Origin of the sequence: Streptomyces sp. NPDC050439 (assembly GCF_040655335.1) — a bacterium.
Classification (GTDB): domain Bacteria; phylum Actinomycetota; class Actinomycetes; order Streptomycetales; family Streptomycetaceae; genus Streptomyces.
In genome coordinates this window covers 476,942-494,659 of record NZ_JBFAJT010000003.1, presented here as the reverse complement: position 1 = coordinate 494,659, position 17,718 = coordinate 476,942, and the positions used below count along the sequence as shown (strand labels likewise).

Below are 17,718 nucleotides of genomic sequence, written 5' to 3'. Positions count from 1 at the left end.
CGAAAAAAGACCTACTAACGGGTAGTTTGGCCTCTTCAGTGAGGGTGTACCGACCCGGTAGCGTGAAGTGTCAACCCCTCGCCTCTCCTCCACAGGAGCATGCCGTCGTGCGTATCGCAGTCACCGGCTCCATCGCCACCGACCACCTGATGACCTTCCCCGGCCGCTTCGCCGACCAACTGGTCGCGGATCAGCTGCACACGGTTTCTCTCTCTTTCCTGGTCGACGCCCTAGACGTACGCAGGGGAGGAGTGGCCGCCAACATCTGTTTCGGCATGGGTCAGCTCGGCACGAGCCCGATCCTGGCCGGCGCCGCGGGCTCGGACTTCGGCGAGTACCGCGCCTGGCTCGACCGGCACGGCGTCGACACGGCATCGGTCCGCATCTCCGAGACGCTGCACACGGCCCGCTTCGTGTGCACCACGGACGCCGACCACAACCAGATCGGCTCGTTCTACACGGGCGCGATGAGCGAGGCCCGCCTCATCGAACTGAAGACCGTGGCCGACCGTGTGGGCGGCCTCGACCTGGTCCTCATCGGTGCGGACGACCCCGAGGCGATGATGCGCCACACCGAGGAGTGCCGGACGCGGAAGATCCCCTTCGCCGCCGACTTCTCCCAGCAGATCGCGCGCATGGAGGGCGAGGAGATCCGGACCCTCCTCGACGGCGCCACGTACCTCTTCTCGAACGAGTACGAGAAGGGGCTCATCGAGTCCAAGACCGGCTGGACCGACGCCGAGATCCTCTCCAAGGTCGGCCACCGCGTGACGACCCTCGGCTCGCGCGGCGTGCGCATCGAGGCGACGGGCCAGGACCCGATCGAGGTCGGCGTCCCGGAGGAGGAGGCGAAGGTCGAGCCGACCGGCGTCGGCGACGCCTTCCGCGCGGGCTTCCTCTCGGGCCTCGCCTGGGGCGTCTCCCACGAGCGCGCGGCGCAGGTCGGCTGCATGCTCGCCACCCTGGTCATCGAGACCGTCGGCACCCAGGAGTACGAGCTGCAGCGCAGCAACTTCATGGACCGCTTCACCAAGGCGTACGGCCATGAGGCGGCGTCCGAGGTGCAGACCCACCTGGTCTAGTCAGGAACTCCGGCGGACCACATAGGCGACGCCGTGGTCCGCCGGCTCCTCGCCCACGTACTCCTGCCCCCGCATCTCGCACCACGCCGGGATGTCGAGCCGCGCCGCCTCGTCGTCGGCGAGGACGGTGACGGTGCCGCCCACCGGCACGTCCCCGATGACCTTCGCGAGCTCGATGACAGGGAGCGGGCACCGCTTGCCGAGCGCGTCCACGACCAGCGAGCCGGACTCCGCACGCGGGGCGGCCGGGGCCACCGGTGCGCCCAGTTGCTCCCGTACGCCGGCCACCACGCCCGGCAGAACCCCCAGAAAACGCTCGACGTCAGCTTCCTGCGTCCCCCGTGGGAGTGACACCCGGACGTTGCCCTCGCTCAGCACGCCCATCGCCTTCAGGACGTGGCTCGGGGTCAGCGTCGAGCTGGTGCAGGACGAGCCGGACGAGACCGAGAAGCCCGCCCGGTCCAGCTCGTGCAGCACTGTCTCCCCGTCGACATAGAGACACGAGAAGGTCACCAGGTGGGGGAGTCGCCGCTCCGGATCGCCCACCACCTCCACGTCCGGCACCAGACCCGGTACCCGCGCCCTGATCCGCTCGGTCAACTCCCGCAGCCGGGCGCCCTCCTCGGCGGCCTCGGCCTGCACGGCACGCAGCGAGGCCGCGGCGGCGACCACCGCCGGGATGTTCTCGAAGCCCGGGGCGCGCCCCGACTCGCGCTCGTCGGCCGGGCCTTGCGGGGCGAACCGCACCCCCTTGCGCACCACGAGCAGCCCCACGCCCGCGGGCCCGCCCCACTTGTGGGCACTGGCGGCGAGCAGTGACCACTCCCCGCCCACCGGGCCCCACGGCAGCGACTGCGCGGCGTCCACCAGGAGCGGCACCCCGGCGGCCCGACACGCCGAAGCGACATCGGCCACCGGCTGCTCGGTGCCCACCTCGTGGTTGGCGGACTGGAGGCAGGCGAGCGCCGTGTCGGGGCGCAGGCCGGCGGCGTACGCGGCCGGGGGCACCGCCCCTGACCTGTCCACCGGGATCTCCGTCACCGTCCCCCCGTCGGCTTCGAGGGCCGCCGCCGCATGGAGCACCGAAGAGTGTTCGACCGCCGACACCACCAGATGGCGCCCGACACGCCGACGCCCCGCGAGGGCCCCGGCCATCCCGGAATGCACCGCCCGGGTGCCCGAAGGGGTGAAGGAGAGCTCGTCGGGGCGGCACCCCACGGCCTCCGCGGCCGCCTCCCGCGCCGCGTCGAGCAGCAACCTGGCCCGCCGCCCCTCGCGATAGAGCCGCGCGGGATCGGCCCACCCTTCATCGAGCGAGGCCTGCAACGCCTGGCGGGCCACGGGATGCAGGGGAGCGGAGGACGCAACATCAAAGTAGGACACGCCGCAACGCTAAGCGCCCCGCAGGGGCGCGGGGAACTGCGCGATCAGCCACGACGCACCCGCGGCCGCGGACCGATGGATTCCACCGACCCGGTGGGCGTACCGAAGCTCCGTCAGAAAGCGGCCAGCGGCGGCGCGCCCACCCTCCCGGGTGACCCGCGGCGCGTTAGGCACCCTCCCCGCGCGACCCCAAATAGCGTCCAGTAAGGTTTGGCCCGCATAAACATCCAAACCCCTGCCCGCCGCAGGGCGGCGACCGACGACCGAGAAGGCCGCACCCGACCGCGCGGGCCGAGACTCTCGGGAAGGCGCTACGTGAGTCCCAACGGCTCCGACCGCTCGTCGCGGCGCCCGATGCGGCGGAAGCTGCCGCAGGTGCTGACTGCGGGCCTGATCTTGGCAACCGCGACCGGTTGCACATACAAGGACTTTCCCCGCCTTGGTATGCCCACCCCCGTAACGGAGGAGGCTCCCCGGATCCTCTCCCTCTGGCAGGGCTCGTGGGCGGCAGCGCTCGCCACGGGCGTGCTGGTCTGGGGTCTGATCCTGTGGAGTGTCATCTTCCACCGGCGCAGCCGCACCAAGGTCGAGGTACCTCCGCAGACGCGTTACAACATGCCCATCGAGGCGCTCTACACGGTGGTGCCTCTCATCATCGTCTCGGTGCTCTTCTACTTCACGGCACGTGATGAGACGAAGCTCCTCGCTCTGGAGGACAAGCCCGCCCACACGGTCAACGTGGTCGGCTACCAGTGGAGCTGGGGCTTCAACTACATCGAGGACGTGCCGGGTTCCGACAAGGGGGACGCCAAGTCCGCCAAGGAGCTGGAAGCCATCCCGGACAAGTTCCGGAAGGCGTTCCCGTCCAACGCCGGGGGCGTCTACGACGTCGGTACGCCCGGCCAGCGGAACCCGCAGAACGGCAACCCCGGCCCGACCCTCTGGCTCCCCAAGGGCGAGAAGGTCCGGTTCGTACTGACTTCGCGTGACGTCATCCACTCCTTCTGGGTGGTGCCGTTCCTCATGAAGCAGGACGTCATCCCGGGCCACACGAACGCCTTCGAGGTGACTCCGAACAAGGAGGGCACCTTCATGGGCAAGTGCGCCGAGCTCTGCGGTGTCGACCACTCCCGGATGCTCTTCAACGTCAAGGTCGTTTCCCCCGAGCGCTACCAGAAGCACCTCGAGGACCTGGCGAAGAAGAACCAGACCGGTTACATCCCGGCCGGCATCGAGCAGACGAAGCACGAGAAGAACCGGGAGACGAACAACCTGTGAGCATCCTCAACGAACCTCAGGGTGCCGCGGCAGCAGAAGACTCGTACGCGAACGAGCTGCCGGTACGGCGCAAGCAGCCGGGCAATGTGGTGATCAAGTGGCTGACGACCACCGACCACAAGACCATCGGCACGCTCTACCTGGTCACGTCGTTCGCGTTCTTCTGCATCGGCGGCGTCATGGCGCTCTTCATGCGCGCCGAACTCGCTCGTCCCGGCTCGCAGCTCATGTCGAACGAGCAGTTCAACCAGGCGTTCACGATGCACGGCACGATCATGCTGCTGATGTTCGCGACGCCGCTGTTCGCCGGATTCGCGAACTGGATCATGCCGCTGCAGATCGGCGCGCCCGACGTGGCGTTCCCGCGGCTGAACATGTTCGCGTACTGGCTGTACCTCTTCGGCTCGCTCATCGCGGTGGGCGGCTTCCTCACCCCGCAGGGTGCGGCCGACTTCGGCTGGTTCGCCTACTCTCCGCTGTCGGACGCCGTCCGCTCGCCGGGCATCGGCGCCGACATGTGGATCATGGGTCTGGCCTTCTCCGGCTTCGGCACGATCCTCGGCTCGGTCAACTTCATCACCACGATCATCTGCATGCGCGCACCCGGCATGACGATGTTCCGGATGCCGATCTTCGTGTGGAACGTCCTGCTGACCGCGGTTCTGGTCCTGCTGGCCTTCCCGGTGCTGGCCGCCGCGCTGTTCGCCCTGGAGGCGGACCGTAAATTCGGCGCCCATATCTTCGACGCGTCCAACGGTGGCGCGCTGCTATGGCAACACCTCTTCTGGTTCTTCGGCCATCCAGAGGTGTACATCATCGCGTTGCCATTCTTCGGAATCATTTCCGAGGTCATCCCGGTCTTCTCCCGGAAGCCGATGTTCGGCTACATGGGTCTGATCGGCGCGACGATCGCCATCGCGGGTCTCTCCGTGACCGTGTGGGCGCACCACATGTACGTCACCGGAGGCGTGCTCCTACCGTTCTTCTCCTTCATGACGTTCTTGATCGCCGTCCCGACAGGCGTGAAGTTCTTCAACTGGATCGGAACGATGTGGAAGGGCTCACTGAGTTTCGAGACACCGATGCTCTGGGCCGTCGGCTTCCTGATCACCTTCACCTTCGGTGGTCTGACCGGCGTCATCCTGGCCTCGCCGCCGATGGACTTCCACGTCTCCGACTCGTACTTCGTGGTCGCGCACTTCCACTACGTCGTCTTCGGCACCGTGGTCTTCGCGATGTTCTCCGGCTTCCACTTCTGGTGGCCGAAGTTCACCGGCAAGATGCTGGACGAGCGGCTCGGCAAGATCACCTTCTGGACGCTGTTCATCGGCTTCCACGGCACGTTCCTGGTGCAGCACTGGCTGGGCGCCGAGGGCATGCCGCGTCGTTACGCGGACTACCTCGCGGCCGACGGTTTCACCGCGCTGAACACGATCTCGACGATCTCCTCGTTCCTGCTCGGCCTGTCGATCCTGCCGTTCTTCTACAACATCTGGAAGACGGCCAAGTACGGCAAGAAGATCGAGGTCGACGACCCGTGGGGCTACGGCCGTTCGCTCGAGTGGGCGACGTCCTGCCCGCCGCCGCGGCACAACTTCCTCACCCTGCCGAGGATCCGTTCCGAATCCCCGGCGTTCGACCTGCATCACCCTGAGATCGCGGCTCTCGACCAGCTCGAGAACAGCGGCCACGGTGACAAGGCGCTCGCGGGCGGCAAGGAGGCCGGCAAGTGAAGGTCCAAGGCAAGATGTTCATCTGGCTGAGCGTCTTCGTGCTCGTCATGGCGATCGTCTACGGCTGGTGGTCCAAGGAGCCGGCGGGTACGACCGCGCTGTTCCTGGCCTTCGGCCTGTGCATCATGATCGGCTACTACCTGGCCTTCACGGCCCGGCGTGTCGACGCGGCCGCACAGGACAACAAGGAGGCCGACGTAGCGGACGAGGCCGGCGAGGTGGGCTTCTTCAGCCCGCACAGCTGGCAGCCGCTCTCGCTGGCCATCGGTGGCGCGCTCGCCTTCATGGGCGTCGTCTTCGGCTGGTGGCTGCTGTACTTCTCGGCCCCCATCCTGATGATCGGCCTCTTCGGCTGGGTCTTCGAGTACTACCGGGGCGAGAACCAGACCCAGTGAGTCTGTGACTTCCCGCTCCACCGAAGGGCCCGGACACTCCGTCAGGAGTGTCCGGGCCCTTCGGCGTGTCGCGCTTGACACTCGTACGGGTCACTCGGCGCGCCGGAGCCCGGGAACGTTCATACCGTGTGTTCATGAGCCACTCACCGCGAATCCGCACGGTACTGAGCTGCACCATGCTGGTGGCCGCCCTCGGGGTGGGAACCACGGCGTGCGGCAGCTCCGACGGCCATCCGCTCTCGGCGAAGCCGTACGACGCGGCGGGCCAGATCGCCTTCAACGGCCCGGTGGGCAGTCAGAAGGCGGATCCGGACAAGCCCTTGGAGGTCACCGCCCAGGGCGAGGACGGGCGCATCACCGATGTGACGGCCACCGACGCGCAGGGGCGGTACGTGGCGGGTGAACTCGCGGCCGACGGCGCCCGGTGGCACAGCACGGAGCCTCTCGCGGCGGGCGCGCACTACACGGTGCGGGTCAGCACGGAGGACGAGGAGGGCTCACCGGGCCGCAAGGTCCTCGCGTTCGACACGAACGAGGCGGCCAAGAAGAAGCGGCTCGACGTCACCTTCGGCCCCGAATCGGGCAAGTACGGGGTGGGGCAGCCGGTCACGGCCAAGCTCAGCGCCAAGGTGAAGGACAAGAAGGCCAGGGCCATCGTGGAGCGCGCGCTGAAGGTCGAGACGCAGCCCGCCACGAAGGGCGTGTGGCACTGGGTGGACAGCAAGACGCTGCACTACCGTCCCAAGGAGTACTGGCCCGTGGGCGCCACCGTCAACGTCCGCAGCAACCTCGCGGGCATCAAGGTCCGCGACAAGCTCTGGGGCGGCGAGGCCAAGCCGCTGCGCATGACCATCGGCGACCGCGTCGAGGCCGTCACGGACGCCGGCTCGCACTGGATGACGGTCTACCGCAACGGCGAGGAGATCAACTCCATGCCGGTGACGACGGGCAAGCCCGGCTACTCCACGCGCAACGGCGTCAAGGTGGTGCTGGGCAAGGAGTACTCCGTACGTATGACCAGTGCCAGCATCGGCGCATCGGACTTCTACGACAAGATGGTCTACTACGCGACGCGGGTCACCGATTCCGGTGAGTACGTGCACGCCGCCCCCTGGTCGGTCGGCTCACAGGGGAACGCGAACACCAGCCACGGCTGCACGGGCATGAGCACCGGCGACGCCGCCTGGTTCTACGAGACCGTCCGGCAGGGTGACCTCGTACGGGTCGTCAACAGCCTGGGTGCGGACATGGACCCGTTCGGCAACGGCTTCGGCGACTGGAACGTCGACTGGAAGAACTGGCGGGACGGCAGCGCGCTCCTCGGCGGCGCCAAGGACGGCCCCACGGCGCTCGACGCGGCCCGGCTGCGGCCGCAGGTCTAGCGGCTCCGCAGAACAGCACAGAAGGCCCCGTGCCGAGGCGCGGGGCCTTCTGCCGTGGCGTCAGGCCTGGACGGCCAGCTTCTCGCGCAGGAGAGAGGCCAGGGAGTTCGCGAACTCGACCGGATCGACCGGAAGGGTCACCGCGGCCTCCGCGCGGCTCCAGGTGGCCAGCCAGGCGTCCTGCGGGCGTCCCATGAGCAGGAGCACGGGCGGGCAGCGGAAGATCTCGTCCTTGAGCTGACGGCAGACCCCCATGCCGCCGACGGGGGTGGCCTCGCCGTCCAGGACGCAGACGTCGATGCCGCCCCGGTCGAGTTCCTTCAGCACGGCGGGCAGCGTCGCGCACTCGATGAACTCGACCGCGGGAACGTCCGCCGCCGGCCTGCGTCCGGTGGCCAACCTGACCTGCTCGCGGGTGCTCGCGTTGTCGCTGTAGACCAGCACCGTGGCGGTCGGCTGCATGGTTCCTCCGCTTCGTTGAGGGGCTCTCGGCCGGGGACCGATGCGCGGATGCTACCTCTCCGGACACCCCGTCAACAGCGGTTCGGACAGCCCTTCGATGGGCCATACGGGCAGGACACACCCCGCAGACACTCCGAACGGCACCCCCCGGGGTGAGGGCGGGATAAGCGACCGACATAATGTCGGTCGTGGCGACAGCAACGACAGTAGATACCGGGCACGCGCACCCGCCGGTCAATCGGCCGAACCTCACCAGCGTCGGAACCATCATTTGGCTGAGTTCCGAGCTGATGTTCTTCGCGGCCCTCTTCGCGATGTACTTCACCCTGCGATCGGTGACAGGACCTGAGCACTGGAAGGAAATGGCGTCCGCGCTGAACTTCCCGTTCTCGGCGACGAACACCACGATCCTGGTGCTCTCTTCTCTCACGTGTCAGCTAGGCGTGTTCGCCGCTGAGCGTGGTGACGTGAAGAAGCTCCGGATGTGGTTCATCGTCACCTTCATCATGGGTGCGGTCTTCATCGGCGGTCAGGTCTTCGAGTACACCGAGCTGGTCAAGCACGAGGGTCTCTCGCTCTCGTCCGACCCGTACGGATCGGTGTTCTACCTGACCACCGGCTTCCATGGCATGCATGTGACAGGCGGTCTCATCGCCTTCCTGCTGGTCCTCGGCAGGACGTACGCGGCCAAGAGGTTCACCCATGAGCAGGCGACCGCAGCCATCGTCGTGTCCTACTACTGGCACTTCGTCGATGTTGTCTGGATCGGTCTCTTTGCCACGATCTACATGATCAAGTAAACGGGGCCGGGCCCAGCCGGGCCCGACGTTCCGACTCATTCCAGAAGCATCGACGCAGAAGATCCTGACACCGGGGTAATCCGTGAAAAAGCTCTCCGCACGACGACGCCACCCGCTGGCGGCGGTCGTCGTCCTACTCCTCGCGCTGGCGGCCACCGGGGGGCTGTACGCCGCGTTCGCACCCGCGGACAAGGCGCAGGCCGACGACACCGCCCAGTCCCTCGCCATCGACGAGGGCAAGAAGTTGTACTCCGTGGGCTGCTCCAGCTGCCACGGAACCGGCGGTCAGGGGTCCTCCGACGGTCCTAGCCTGGTGGGCGTCGGCGCAGCCGCCGTCGACTTCCAGGTCAGCACCGGCCGTATGCCGCTGCAGCAGCCGGGCGCCCAGGCGCCGAAGAAGAAGGCCATCTACAACCAGGCCCAGATCGACCAGCTCGCGGCGTACATCGCCTCGCTGGGCGCGGGCCCGACCGTCCCCACCGAGAAGCAGTACAGCCCGGACGGGGCGGACATCGCCAAGGGTGGCGAGCTGTTCCGCACCAACTGCGCGCAGTGCCACAACTTCACCGGTGAGGGCGGCGCGTTGACGAAGGGCAAGTTCGCTCCTTCGTTGGAGGATGTCTCCCCGAAGCACATCTACGAGGCCATGCAGACCGGCCCGCAGAACATGCCGTCCTTCCCCGACACCGTGATGCCGGAGAAGAACAAGAAGGACATCATCGCGTACCTCGACGCGGTCAACGGCGAACAGACCGAGAGCCCTGGCGGTCTCAAGCTGGGTGGACTGGGTCCGGTCAGTGAAGGCCTGTTCGGCTGGATCTTCGGTCTCGGCACGCTGATCGCGGTCGCCGTGTGGGTCGCCGCTCGGACCGCAAAGGCCAAGAAGTCATGAGTAGCCAAGAGAAATCAGAAGAGAACCTGCCCAGCGTGCAGGAGACCGAGCACGGCTCGGTGGCGGTCGCGGACGAGAACCCGTTCGCCGACCCGGGCCTTCCGCCCCATGAGCACCGTGTCCAGGACATCGACGAGCGGGCCGCCAAGCGGTCCGAGCGTGCGGTCGCCTTCCTGTTCACGTTGTCGATGCTCGCCACGATCGGCTTCATCGCCTCGTACGTGGCGTTCCCGGTCGACAAGCGCGTCTACATCTGGCCGATCGGCCACATCAGCGCGCTGAACTTCTCCCTGGGAATGACCCTCGGCATCGCGCTCTTCTGCATCGGCGCGGGCGCGGTCCACTGGGCCCGCACCCTGATGTCCGACGTGGAGGTCGCCGACGAGCGGCACCCGATCGAGGCCGAGCCCGAGGTCAAGGCCAAGGTCATGGCCGACTTCAAGGCCGGTGCCGCGGAGTCGCAGTTCGGCCGTCGCAAGCTGATCCGCAACACGATGTTCGGCGCGCTGGCCATGGTGCCGCTGTCCGGCGTCGTCCTGCTGCGCGACCTCGGTCCGCTGCCGGAGGACAAGCTGCGGCACACCCTGTGGGCCAAGGGCAAGCTGCTCGTGAACATGAACACGAACGAGCCGCTGCGTCCGTCGGACGTGCAGGTCGGTTCGCTGACCTTCGCCAAGCCCGAGGGCCTGGAGGAGCACGACCACGACTTCCAGAAGGAGATCGCCAAGGCGGCCCTGATGATCGTCCGGATCCAGCCGGACAACATCAAGGACAAGCAGGAGCTCGAGTGGTCGCACGACGGTGTCGTCGCGTACTCCAAGATCTGCACCCACGTCGGCTGCCCGATCTCCCTGTACGAGCAGCAGACGCACCACGTCCTCTGCCCGTGCCACCAGTCCACCTTCGACCTCTCCGACGGTGCCCGAGTGATCTTCGGCCCGGCCGGTCACGCGCTGCCGCAGCTGCGCATCGGCGTGAACGAAGAGGGCTACCTCGAGGCGCTCGGCGACTTCGCTGAGCCCGTCGGTCCTGCTTTCTGGGAGCGCGGATGAGCACTAAGACGACTGAGACGCGTAAGAAGGAGGCGCCCGCCGGAGAGCGGGTGGCCGACTGGGCCGACGGACGTCTGGGGATCTACTCCCTGGCCAAGGCCAACATGCGCAAGATCTTCCCGGACCACTGGTCCTTCATGCTCGGTGAGATCTGCCTCTACAGCTTCATCATCATCATCCTCACGGGTGTGTACCTGACCCTGTTCTTCCACCCGTCGATGAACGAGGTGGAGTACCACGGCAGCTACATCCCGCTGCAGGGCCAGCTGATGTCCGAGGCGTTCAACTCGACCATGCACATCAGCTTCGATGTGCGCGGTGGTCTGCTGATCCGGCAGATCCACCACTGGGCGGCGCTGATCTTCCTCGCGGCGATGTTCGTGCACATGATGCGCGTCTTCTTCACGGGTGCCTTCCGCAAGCCCCGCGAGGTCAACTGGGTCTTCGGGTTCCTGCTGTTCGTCCTGGGCATGTTCACCGGCTTCACCGGTTACTCGCTCCCCGACGACCTGCTCTCCGGTACCGGTGTGCGCTTCATGCAGGGCGCCGTCCTGTCCGTGCCGATCGTGGGCACGTACCTGGCGATGTTCCTGTTCGGCGGGGAGTTCCCCGGCGGCGACTTCGTGGCCCGGTTCTACTCGGTGCACATCCTGCTGCTGCCGGGCATCATGCTCGGGCTCGTGGTGGCGCACCTGATCCTGGTCTTCTACCACAAGCACACCCAGTTCGCGGGTCCCGGCAAGACGAACAAGAACGTCGTCGGCATGCCGCTGCTGCCGGTCTACATGGCGAAGGCCGGAGGCTTCTTCTTCCTGGTCTTCGGTGTGATCGCGGCCATCTCGGCGATCGCCACGATCAACCCGATCTGGGCGCTCGGTCCCTACCGTCCGGACCAGGTCTCCACCGGAGCGCAGCCCGACTGGTACATGGGCTTCTCCGAAGGCCTGATCCGTGTCATGCCGGGCTGGGAGATCAACGCCTGGGGTCACACGCTCGTCCTGGGCGTGTTCATCCCGCTGGTGATCTTCCCGCTGGTCCTGGTCGCGATCGCGGTCTACCCGTTCATCGAGTCCTGGGTCACCGGCGACAAGCGCGAGCACCACATCCTGGACCGCCCGCGCAACGTCCCGACCCGTACGGGCTTCGGCGTCGCGTGGATCACCTGGTACATGGTGCTGCTCATCGGTGGTGGAAACGACCTCTGGGCCACGCACTTCCACCTGTCGATCAACTCGATCACCTGGTTCGTGCGCATCGCCTTCTTCGTGGCACCGGTCCTCGCCTTCATCATCACCAAGCGGATCTGCCTGGGTCTGCAGCGGCGTGACAAGGAGAAGGTCTTGCACGGCCGCGAGTCGGGCATCATCAAGCGCCTGCCGCACGGTGAGTTCATCGAGGTCCACGAGCCGCTCAACCAGGAGCAGCTGCACACGCTCACCGCGCACGAGCAGTACGCGCCGCTCGAGATCGGCCCCGGGGTCGACGAGAACGGCGTCGAGCGCAAGGTGTCCGGTTCGCAGAAGCTCCGGGCCAAGCTCAGCAAGGGCTACTACGGGGAGGACAACCAGATCCCCAAGCCCACCACCGAGGAGTACAAGGAGATCACCAGCGGCCACGGTCACCACTGATCACCTGAGACTCTGACAAGGTCGCCACGGCGAGAGCCCCGTCCATGCGTTCCACTGCATGGACGGGGCTCTTTGCCGTCCCCCGGGCTGGATAAGGTGTTCCTGTCCCGTGTCTAGACGAACCCAGGAGCGGCAGATGAGCGCTGTGACCCCCGCAGGAGGCAACACCGCGGCGGCCCGTTCCTGGCCGGGTGTGCTGAACGGACTGCTCGAAGGACGTGACCAGAGCACCGAGGACACGGCCTGGGCCATGGACCGCATCATGCGGGGCGAGGCGACCGACGCGCAGATCGCCGGCTTCGTCGTCGCGCTGCGGGCCAAGGGCGAGACCGTGGAGGAGATCTCCGGCCTCGTCCGCACGATGTACGAGCACGCCAACGTGATCGAGGTGCCGGGGCGGACCGTCGACATCGTCGGCACCGGCGGTGACGGCGCCAAGACCGTCAACATCTCCACGATGTCCGCGATCGTGGCCGCTGGCGCGGGCGCGAAGGTCGTCAAGCACGGCAACCGCGCGGCCTCCAGTGCCTCGGGTGCCTCCGACGTCCTGGAGAAGCTCGGGGTGAACCTGGAGCTGCCGCTGAAGCGGGTCGTCGAGGTGGCCGAGGAAGCCGGGATCACCTTCTGCTTCGCCGTGAAGTTCCACCCGGCGCTGCGGCACGCGGGAGCGGCGCGCAGCCAGTTGGGCATCCGGACCGTCTTCAACGCGCTGGGTCCGCTCACCAACCCGGCCAGGGTGCGCGCCCAGGCGGTCGGCGTCGCCGACCCGAGGATGGCGCCGATCGTGGCCGGGGTCTTCGCCGAGCGCGGCAACTCCTCCCTGGTCTTCCGCGGCGACGACGGTCTCGACGAGCTGACGACCACGGCGACGTCGCGGGTCTGGGTGGTGCGGGACGGAGCCGTGCGCGAGGAGGCCTTCGACCCGCGGGACGTGGGCATCGACCTCGTCCCCGTCGAGGCGCTGCGGGGCGCCGACGCCTCGTACAACGCCGAGGTGGCGCTGCGCCTCCTGGACGGCGAGCAGGGCCCTGTGCGGGACGCCGTCCTGCTCAACACGGCGGCGGCCCTGGTGGCCCTCTCGCCGGGCGAGGGGACCCTGGTGGAACAGATCGGCGCCGGCATCGCGAAGGCGGCGGAGTCGATCGACTCCGGGTCGGCGAAGAAGGCCCTCGAGCTGTGGGTGGCGGCCAGCAACCGGTGAATGTGGCGCACACCGCAGTCCGTATTCCGGACTGCGGTGGGCACCGGGAAGATCGTGTGGCAAGATGCTGCGCAGGTCATGAGTGACAGCGATTAGGCCCCGGCTCGCTGTCCGGCAACCCTCCGTCCGTGGCGGGGTGCCCCGGGTGAAGACCAGGCCGTGGACAGCAAGGTCCATGGCAAGCGCGGACCCCTGCGAACAACCCTGGGGTCCTGGTCCTCAAGGGAGCAGTCTCGTGAGCAAGCGAATGCGATAGGGCTTTCCGGCCCCTTTTCCGCACCCCTTTTTCTCTTCGTCACTGCGGCGCCGTATGCGCGCTCTCGCAGTGAACTCGCCTGCCTTCCCACGGGAGTTCGCCATGTCCGCACGCATCGTCGCCACCACCGAAGCCGCCTCCGCCGAGTCCGCCGACCCCTGCTGTGCCGCGCCGCTTCCGGTGCTCGGCCGTGACGTCACCGTGCCGCTCGTCACCGGCGGCGAGGTGACCTACGCGGCGCTCGACTACGCGGCCAGCGCCCCGGCCCTGCAGCGGGTGTGGGACGACGTGGCCGCCTACGCGCCGTACTACGGCAGCGTGCACCGCGGTGCCGGCTACCTCTCGCAGCTCTCCACCGACCTCTTCGAGAACAGCCGGGTCACCGTCGCGGAGTTCCTCGGCTGCCGCGAGGACGACCAGGTCGTCTTCACCCGTTCGACCACCGACTCGCTCAACCTGCTCGCCGCCGCGCTGCCCGCCGACTGCCAGGTCTTCGTCTTCGAGACCGAGCACCACGCCTCGCTGCTCCCGTGGCGCGACGCCCGCGTGACGTACCTCAACGCCCCGCGCACCGCCGACCAAGCCGTCGCCACCCTGGAGCGCGCCCTCGCCGACCGCGATCCCTACGGGCCCGCCCTGGTCTGCGTGACCGGCGCCTCGAACGTCACCGGTGAGCTGTGGCCGGTCAAGGAGCTCGCCGCCGCCGCCCACGCGCACGGCGCCCGCATCGTCCTGGACGCCGCGCAGCTCGCGCCGCACCACCCGGTCTCCATCAGCGAGCTCGACGTCGACTGGGTCGCCTTCTCCGGCCACAAGCTGTACGCGCCCTTCGGCTCCGGCGTCCTCGCGGGCCGCTCCGACTGGCTGAAGGCGGCCGAGCCGTACCTCGCCGGCGGCGGCGCCTCGCGGAAGGTCGCGCGGCGTACCGACGGCGGCGTGGACGTCGAGTGGCACGACACCGCCGCGCGGCACGAGGCCGGCTCGCCGAACGTCATCGGCGTGTACTCCATCGCCGCCGCCTGCAAGGCGCTCACCGAGGCGGGCTTCGACGAGCTCGTCGCCCGTGAGCGTCACCTCATCGCGAAGGTGCGCGAGGGCCTCGCCGAGGTGCCCGCGGTGAAGGTGCTCTCGCTCTTCGGCGACGACGCGCCGCGCGTCGGCGTCATCTCCTTCGTCGTCGACGGCTGGAACAGCTCGCACTTCGCCGCCGCGCTCTCCGCCGAGTACGGCATCGGCGTGCGCGACGGCCTCTTCTGCGCCCACCCGCTGGTGCGCACCCTCCTCGGCAGCGACCCGCAGACCCAGGGCGAGTGCGGGGCGCCCGAGGCCGCGCCCGGCGAGAAGTCGCTGAACGCCATCCGCGTCAGCTTCGGCGCGGGCACCCCCGACGAGCACGTGGAGCGCTTCGTGCGCGCCGTCAAGGAGCTCGTGGCGGACGGCGCGCGCTGGAACTACCGCACCGAGGACGGGCGTTGCGTGCCGGACACCAACGCCGCCTGAGCCTTGGCCCGTCCCTTCAGGCGTGATCCCAGGACGATCATCCGCAGGGCGCGCTCGGTAGCGTCGGTGAGGAATTCGCCGCCGCGGCCGAGCGCTTCGGTGAGCGAGACCGGCGCGGGCAGAATCGCGCTGTAGGCGTCCACGCCCTCCGCCCGTACGTGATGGGCGCCCTGGCCGATGGTGCCCGCCAGGACCAGCACCGGGCGGCCGAACCGCTTCGCGCGGCGTGCCACTTCGGCGGGGACCTTGCCGCGGGGCGTCTGGTGGTCGAGGGCGCCCTCGGCGGTGACGACGAGGTCGGCGCGGGCCAGGCGCGCGTTCAGGTCCAGGTGGTCCAGGAGGACGTCGAAGCGGGGGAGCAGCTGGGCGCCGAGGGCCGCGAGGCCGGCTCCCAGGCCGCCGGACGCGCCGGTGCCGGGGCCGAGGGCGAGGTCCCCGGTGGCACGCAGGTCGCGGGTCAGGACGTGCGCCCAGTGTTCGAGGCCCGCCGCCAGCTGTTCGACCTGGGCGGGCGTGGCGCCCTTCTGGGGGCCGAAGACGCGGGCGACGCCGCGCTCGCCGGTCAGGACGTTGAAGGGGTTGCAGGCGACGCGGATCTCGGTGTCCCGCAGGCGGGGGTCGAGGCCCGTGGGGTCGATGCGGCTCAGCCGGGTCAACTCCCGCCCGCCACGCGGCAGTTCCCAGCCGTCCGCGTCCAGGAGCCGGGCGCCGAGTGCCTGAAGCGCCCCCGCGCCCCCGTCCGACGTGCCGGAGTCGCCGCAGCCCACCAGGATGCGGCGGGCGCCCGCGTCCAGGGCGGCGCCGATCAGTTCCCCGACGCCGTACGTCGTCGTGGCGCCCGGGTCGCGCAGATCGCGGGGGACCAGCGAGAGCCCGGCCACGGCCGCCATCTCCACCACCGCCGTGCCGTCCGGGAGCAGCGCGAAGTGCGTGCCGATCCGCTGGCCGACGGGCCCGGTGGCGGGCAGCGCGACCAGACGGCCGCCGCCCGAGGCGGCCAGGGCGCGCGCGGTGCCCTCGCCGCCGTCCACCAACGGGATCAGATCGGTCTCGGCGTGCGGGACGACGCGGCGTACTCCTTCGGCGATGGCCTCGGCCGCGGACTGCGCGGACAGAGACTCCTTGAAACCGCTAGGGGCGATGGCGAAGTGGGTCAGCACGTGGGTCTCCAGAGTGGGTTCAAGGGCGGGATCAGCGGACGGGTACGCCGAGCAGCGGCCAGAGCGCCACGGCGAAGAGCAGGACGAGGGCGGCGGTCAGCGGTGCCAGGACCGCGGAGAGGCGCAGCAGGTCGCGCCGGGTGTAGGTGGGGGTGCCCGGGATGTCGGCGAAGAGCGTGACGGGCTTCGCCGAGGCGGGCAGGGTGTGGCAGAAGCCGGCGGCCGCCGTGGAGGCGAGCGCGGCGGCGACCGGGTTGACGCCCGCGCCGACGGCCGCCGCGACGACCAGCGGGACCAGGACGGACGAGCGGGCCGAACGGGACTGCAGGACCAGGTGGGCGGCCGTGCTGACCGCCACCACGAGGGCCAGGAAGAGCCAGGGCGGCACATCGAGGGGGACCCCGCCCACCAGCCACTTCGCCGCCCCCGACTCGGCGAGCGCGACACCCATCGCCATCGTCGCCGCCATGAAGAGCAGCAGCGCCCAGGGCACGGTCTTCAGCGCGTCCTTGAGGCGTACGGTGCCAAGCGCGGGGGACGAGGCGACGACCGCGCCGATCAACGCGACGACGGCGGGCGGTACTTGGTGCAGCGGCTCGCTGCACCACAGGGCGACGACCGTGGCGAGGAGGAGCGCGCAGCGGGTCTCGGCGGGCTCCCAGGCCCCGGTGACCGGCTGCTCGCTGTGCTCCTGGAGCTGCTCGACGGTGATGTGCACCGGGCCCTTGCGGTCCTCCCGCCGCGTCGTCGTCAACAGGACGGCCTCCGCCGCCAGATGGGACGAGGCGACGGCGAGCGGAAGACCGAGCAGCATCCACTGCGTGAAGCCGATCCGCTCGCCGGTGGCCTCCCACAGCACGGACACCGTGATCAGATGCGCGCCCGCGCCGATCAGGGTCGCGACCGCGGAGAGCAGGATCACGGTCGGGAACAGCAGCGCCAGCATCACCACGAGGCGCCTGCGGTCGGCGAGGACCTTGGCGAGCGCCAGGAAGACCGGCAGAGCGAGCGCGGCGCGGCCCGATGTGGCGGGCACCGCGAAGGCCGTCACGACCAGGGCGGCCGTCGTCAGATGAGTCAACTGCCGTACGGTGCGCGCTCCGCTGACGAGAAAGGCCGCGGCCCGGCCCGCGAGACCGCTGCGGGCGACCGCGGCCGCCAGCACGAAGGCGCAGATCAGCAGCCAGACCGTCTCGTCACCGAGGGTGCCGAAGAGCGTGTCGCTGCTGATCACCCCGGTCGCGGTGAGCGCGAGCCCGGCGCCCAGCGCGATGTACGTGTCGTCGATCGGGGTGCTGATCCACGCACAGGTCGCCAGGGCGAACACGCCGAGGGTGAGGCGTGCGTCGCCGCTCAGGCCGGGGAAGTTGCCCGGCACCAGGAGCAGCGCGCACAGGCTCAGCGCGACGCAGAGAGTGATGGCTTGGCGGGGATTCAGGGTCACGCACTGAGCCTCGGGCCCGGCCGTGAGTCCTCAATGAGCCGTGGATGAAAGGAAATTCACCCGGGAGGCC

Annotated in this window: 15 protein-coding genes and 1 riboswitch; of the genes, 11 read left to right on the top strand and 4 right to left on the bottom strand. The window is 68.9% G+C overall.

Annotated elements, in window-relative coordinates; genetic code table 11:
- Positions 1 to 107: 107 nt before the first annotated feature.
- Positions 108 to 1,082 (top strand): carbohydrate kinase family protein, encoded by a 975-nt coding sequence (locus AB0I66_RS15260; protein WP_363208298.1) that lies wholly within the window; start codon positions 108 to 110, stop codon positions 1,080 to 1,082.
- Here the strand turns inward: AB0I66_RS15260 and AB0I66_RS15255 are convergent, their stop codons facing one another.
- Positions 1,083 to 2,465: an aminotransferase class V-fold PLP-dependent enzyme gene (locus AB0I66_RS15255; RefSeq protein WP_363208297.1), complete on the bottom strand. Its 1,383-nt coding sequence runs from the start codon at positions 2,463 to 2,465 to the stop codon at positions 1,083 to 1,085.
- 315 nt (positions 2,466 to 2,780) lie between these two features.
- Between AB0I66_RS15255 and coxB the strand changes: the two genes are divergently transcribed.
- The 4 genes from coxB (at position 2,781) to AB0I66_RS15235 (ending at position 7,253) form a co-directional block, all read left to right on the top strand.
- Positions 2,781 to 3,743: a cytochrome c oxidase subunit II gene (coxB, locus tag AB0I66_RS15250; protein ID WP_363208296.1), complete on the top strand. Its 963-nt coding sequence runs from the start codon at positions 2,781 to 2,783 to the stop codon at positions 3,741 to 3,743.
- Positions 3,740 to 5,476, top strand: coding sequence for a cytochrome c oxidase subunit I (ctaD, locus tag AB0I66_RS15245; protein ID WP_363208295.1), 1,737 nt, complete (start codon positions 3,740 to 3,742; stop codon positions 5,474 to 5,476). The genes coxB and ctaD overlap by 4 nt, the downstream gene beginning before the upstream one ends.
- On the top strand, positions 5,473 to 5,871 hold the full coding sequence (locus AB0I66_RS15240; protein WP_363208294.1) for a cytochrome c oxidase subunit 4: 399 nt from the start codon (positions 5,473 to 5,475) through the stop codon (positions 5,869 to 5,871). The genes ctaD and AB0I66_RS15240 overlap by 4 nt, the downstream gene beginning before the upstream one ends.
- Positions 5,872 to 6,005: 134 nt before the next feature.
- The gene (locus tag AB0I66_RS15235; protein ID WP_363208293.1) at positions 6,006 to 7,253 is read left to right on the top strand and encodes an Ig-like domain-containing protein; all 1,248 of its coding nucleotides are present in this window, start codon (positions 6,006 to 6,008) and stop codon (positions 7,251 to 7,253) included.
- 60 nt (positions 7,254 to 7,313) lie between these two features.
- On the opposite strand, the gene AB0I66_RS15230 is transcribed toward AB0I66_RS15235, so the two are convergent.
- Entirely contained in the window at positions 7,314 to 7,715 is a 402-nt protein-coding gene (locus tag AB0I66_RS15230; protein WP_363208292.1) for a hypothetical protein, read from the bottom strand.
- 179 nt (positions 7,716 to 7,894) lie between these two features.
- On the opposite strand from AB0I66_RS15230, the gene AB0I66_RS15225 reads away from it, so the two are divergent.
- The 6 genes from AB0I66_RS15225 (at position 7,895) to AB0I66_RS15200 (ending at position 15,044) form a co-directional block, all read left to right on the top strand.
- Positions 7,895 to 8,515 carry a heme-copper oxidase subunit III gene (locus tag AB0I66_RS15225; protein ID WP_363208291.1) on the top strand — a complete coding sequence of 207 codons (621 nt, stop codon included), beginning with the start codon at positions 7,895 to 7,897 and terminating at the stop codon, positions 8,513 to 8,515.
- An 82-nt stretch (positions 8,516 to 8,597) separates the two neighbouring features.
- A complete protein-coding gene (locus AB0I66_RS15220) occupies positions 8,598 to 9,407 on the top strand; it encodes a c-type cytochrome (RefSeq protein WP_363208290.1) in 810 nt (269 codons plus the stop codon).
- Positions 9,404 to 10,459 (top strand): Rieske 2Fe-2S domain-containing protein, encoded by a 1,056-nt coding sequence (locus AB0I66_RS15215; RefSeq protein ID WP_363208289.1) that lies wholly within the window; start codon positions 9,404 to 9,406, stop codon positions 10,457 to 10,459. The genes AB0I66_RS15220 and AB0I66_RS15215 overlap by 4 nt, the downstream gene beginning before the upstream one ends.
- Positions 10,456 to 12,087 carry a cytochrome bc complex cytochrome b subunit gene (locus tag AB0I66_RS15210; RefSeq protein WP_363208288.1) on the top strand — a complete coding sequence of 544 codons (1,632 nt, stop codon included), beginning with the start codon at positions 10,456 to 10,458 and terminating at the stop codon, positions 12,085 to 12,087. The genes AB0I66_RS15215 and AB0I66_RS15210 overlap by 4 nt, the downstream gene beginning before the upstream one ends.
- 136 nt (positions 12,088 to 12,223) lie before the next feature.
- A complete protein-coding gene (gene trpD, locus AB0I66_RS15205; RefSeq protein WP_363208287.1) occupies positions 12,224 to 13,288 on the top strand; it encodes an anthranilate phosphoribosyltransferase in 1,065 nt (354 codons plus the stop codon).
- 74 nt (positions 13,289 to 13,362) lie between these two features.
- Positions 13,363 to 13,479, top strand: a riboswitch (SAM riboswitch).
- A 167-nt stretch (positions 13,480 to 13,646) separates the two neighbouring features.
- On the top strand, positions 13,647 to 15,044 hold the full coding sequence (locus tag AB0I66_RS15200) for an aminotransferase class V-fold PLP-dependent enzyme (RefSeq protein ID WP_363208286.1): 1,398 nt from the start codon (positions 13,647 to 13,649) through the stop codon (positions 15,042 to 15,044).
- On the opposite strand, the gene AB0I66_RS15195 is transcribed toward AB0I66_RS15200, so the two are convergent.
- Together AB0I66_RS15195 and AB0I66_RS15190 are read right to left on the bottom strand one after the other, a co-directional pair.
- On the bottom strand, positions 14,996 to 16,204 hold the full coding sequence (locus AB0I66_RS15195; RefSeq protein WP_363208285.1) for a glycerate kinase: 1,209 nt from the start codon (positions 16,202 to 16,204) through the stop codon (positions 14,996 to 14,998). The two genes, AB0I66_RS15200 and AB0I66_RS15195, sit on opposite strands and share 49 nt — an antisense overlap.
- A gap of 31 nt (positions 16,205 to 16,235) precedes the next feature.
- A complete protein-coding gene (locus tag AB0I66_RS15190) occupies positions 16,236 to 17,648 on the bottom strand; it encodes an SLC13 family permease (protein WP_363208284.1) in 1,413 nt (470 codons plus the stop codon).
- Positions 17,649 to 17,718: the final 70 nt, after the last annotated feature.

What these genes read in the sequence shown, in the direction of transcription:
- AB0I66_RS15235 (WP_363208293.1), top strand. Translation starts at nt 6,006, where the DNA reads ATGAGCCACTCACCGCGAATCCGCACGGTACTGAGCTGCACCATGCTG.
- AB0I66_RS15230 (WP_363208292.1), bottom strand. Translation starts at nt 7,715, where the DNA reads ATGCAGCCGACCGCCACGGTGCTGGTCTACAGCGACAACGCGAGCACC.
- AB0I66_RS15225 (WP_363208291.1), top strand. Translation starts at nt 7,895, where the DNA reads ATGTCGGTCGTGGCGACAGCAACGACAGTAGATACCGGGCACGCGCAC.
- AB0I66_RS15215 (WP_363208289.1), top strand. Translation starts at nt 9,404, where the DNA reads ATGAGTAGCCAAGAGAAATCAGAAGAGAACCTGCCCAGCGTGCAGGAG.
- AB0I66_RS15210 (WP_363208288.1), top strand. Translation starts at nt 10,456, where the DNA reads ATGAGCACTAAGACGACTGAGACGCGTAAGAAGGAGGCGCCCGCCGGA.
- trpD (WP_363208287.1), top strand. Translation starts at nt 12,224, where the DNA reads ATGAGCGCTGTGACCCCCGCAGGAGGCAACACCGCGGCGGCCCGTTCC.
- AB0I66_RS15200 (WP_363208286.1), top strand. Translation starts at nt 13,647, where the DNA reads ATGTCCGCACGCATCGTCGCCACCACCGAAGCCGCCTCCGCCGAGTCC.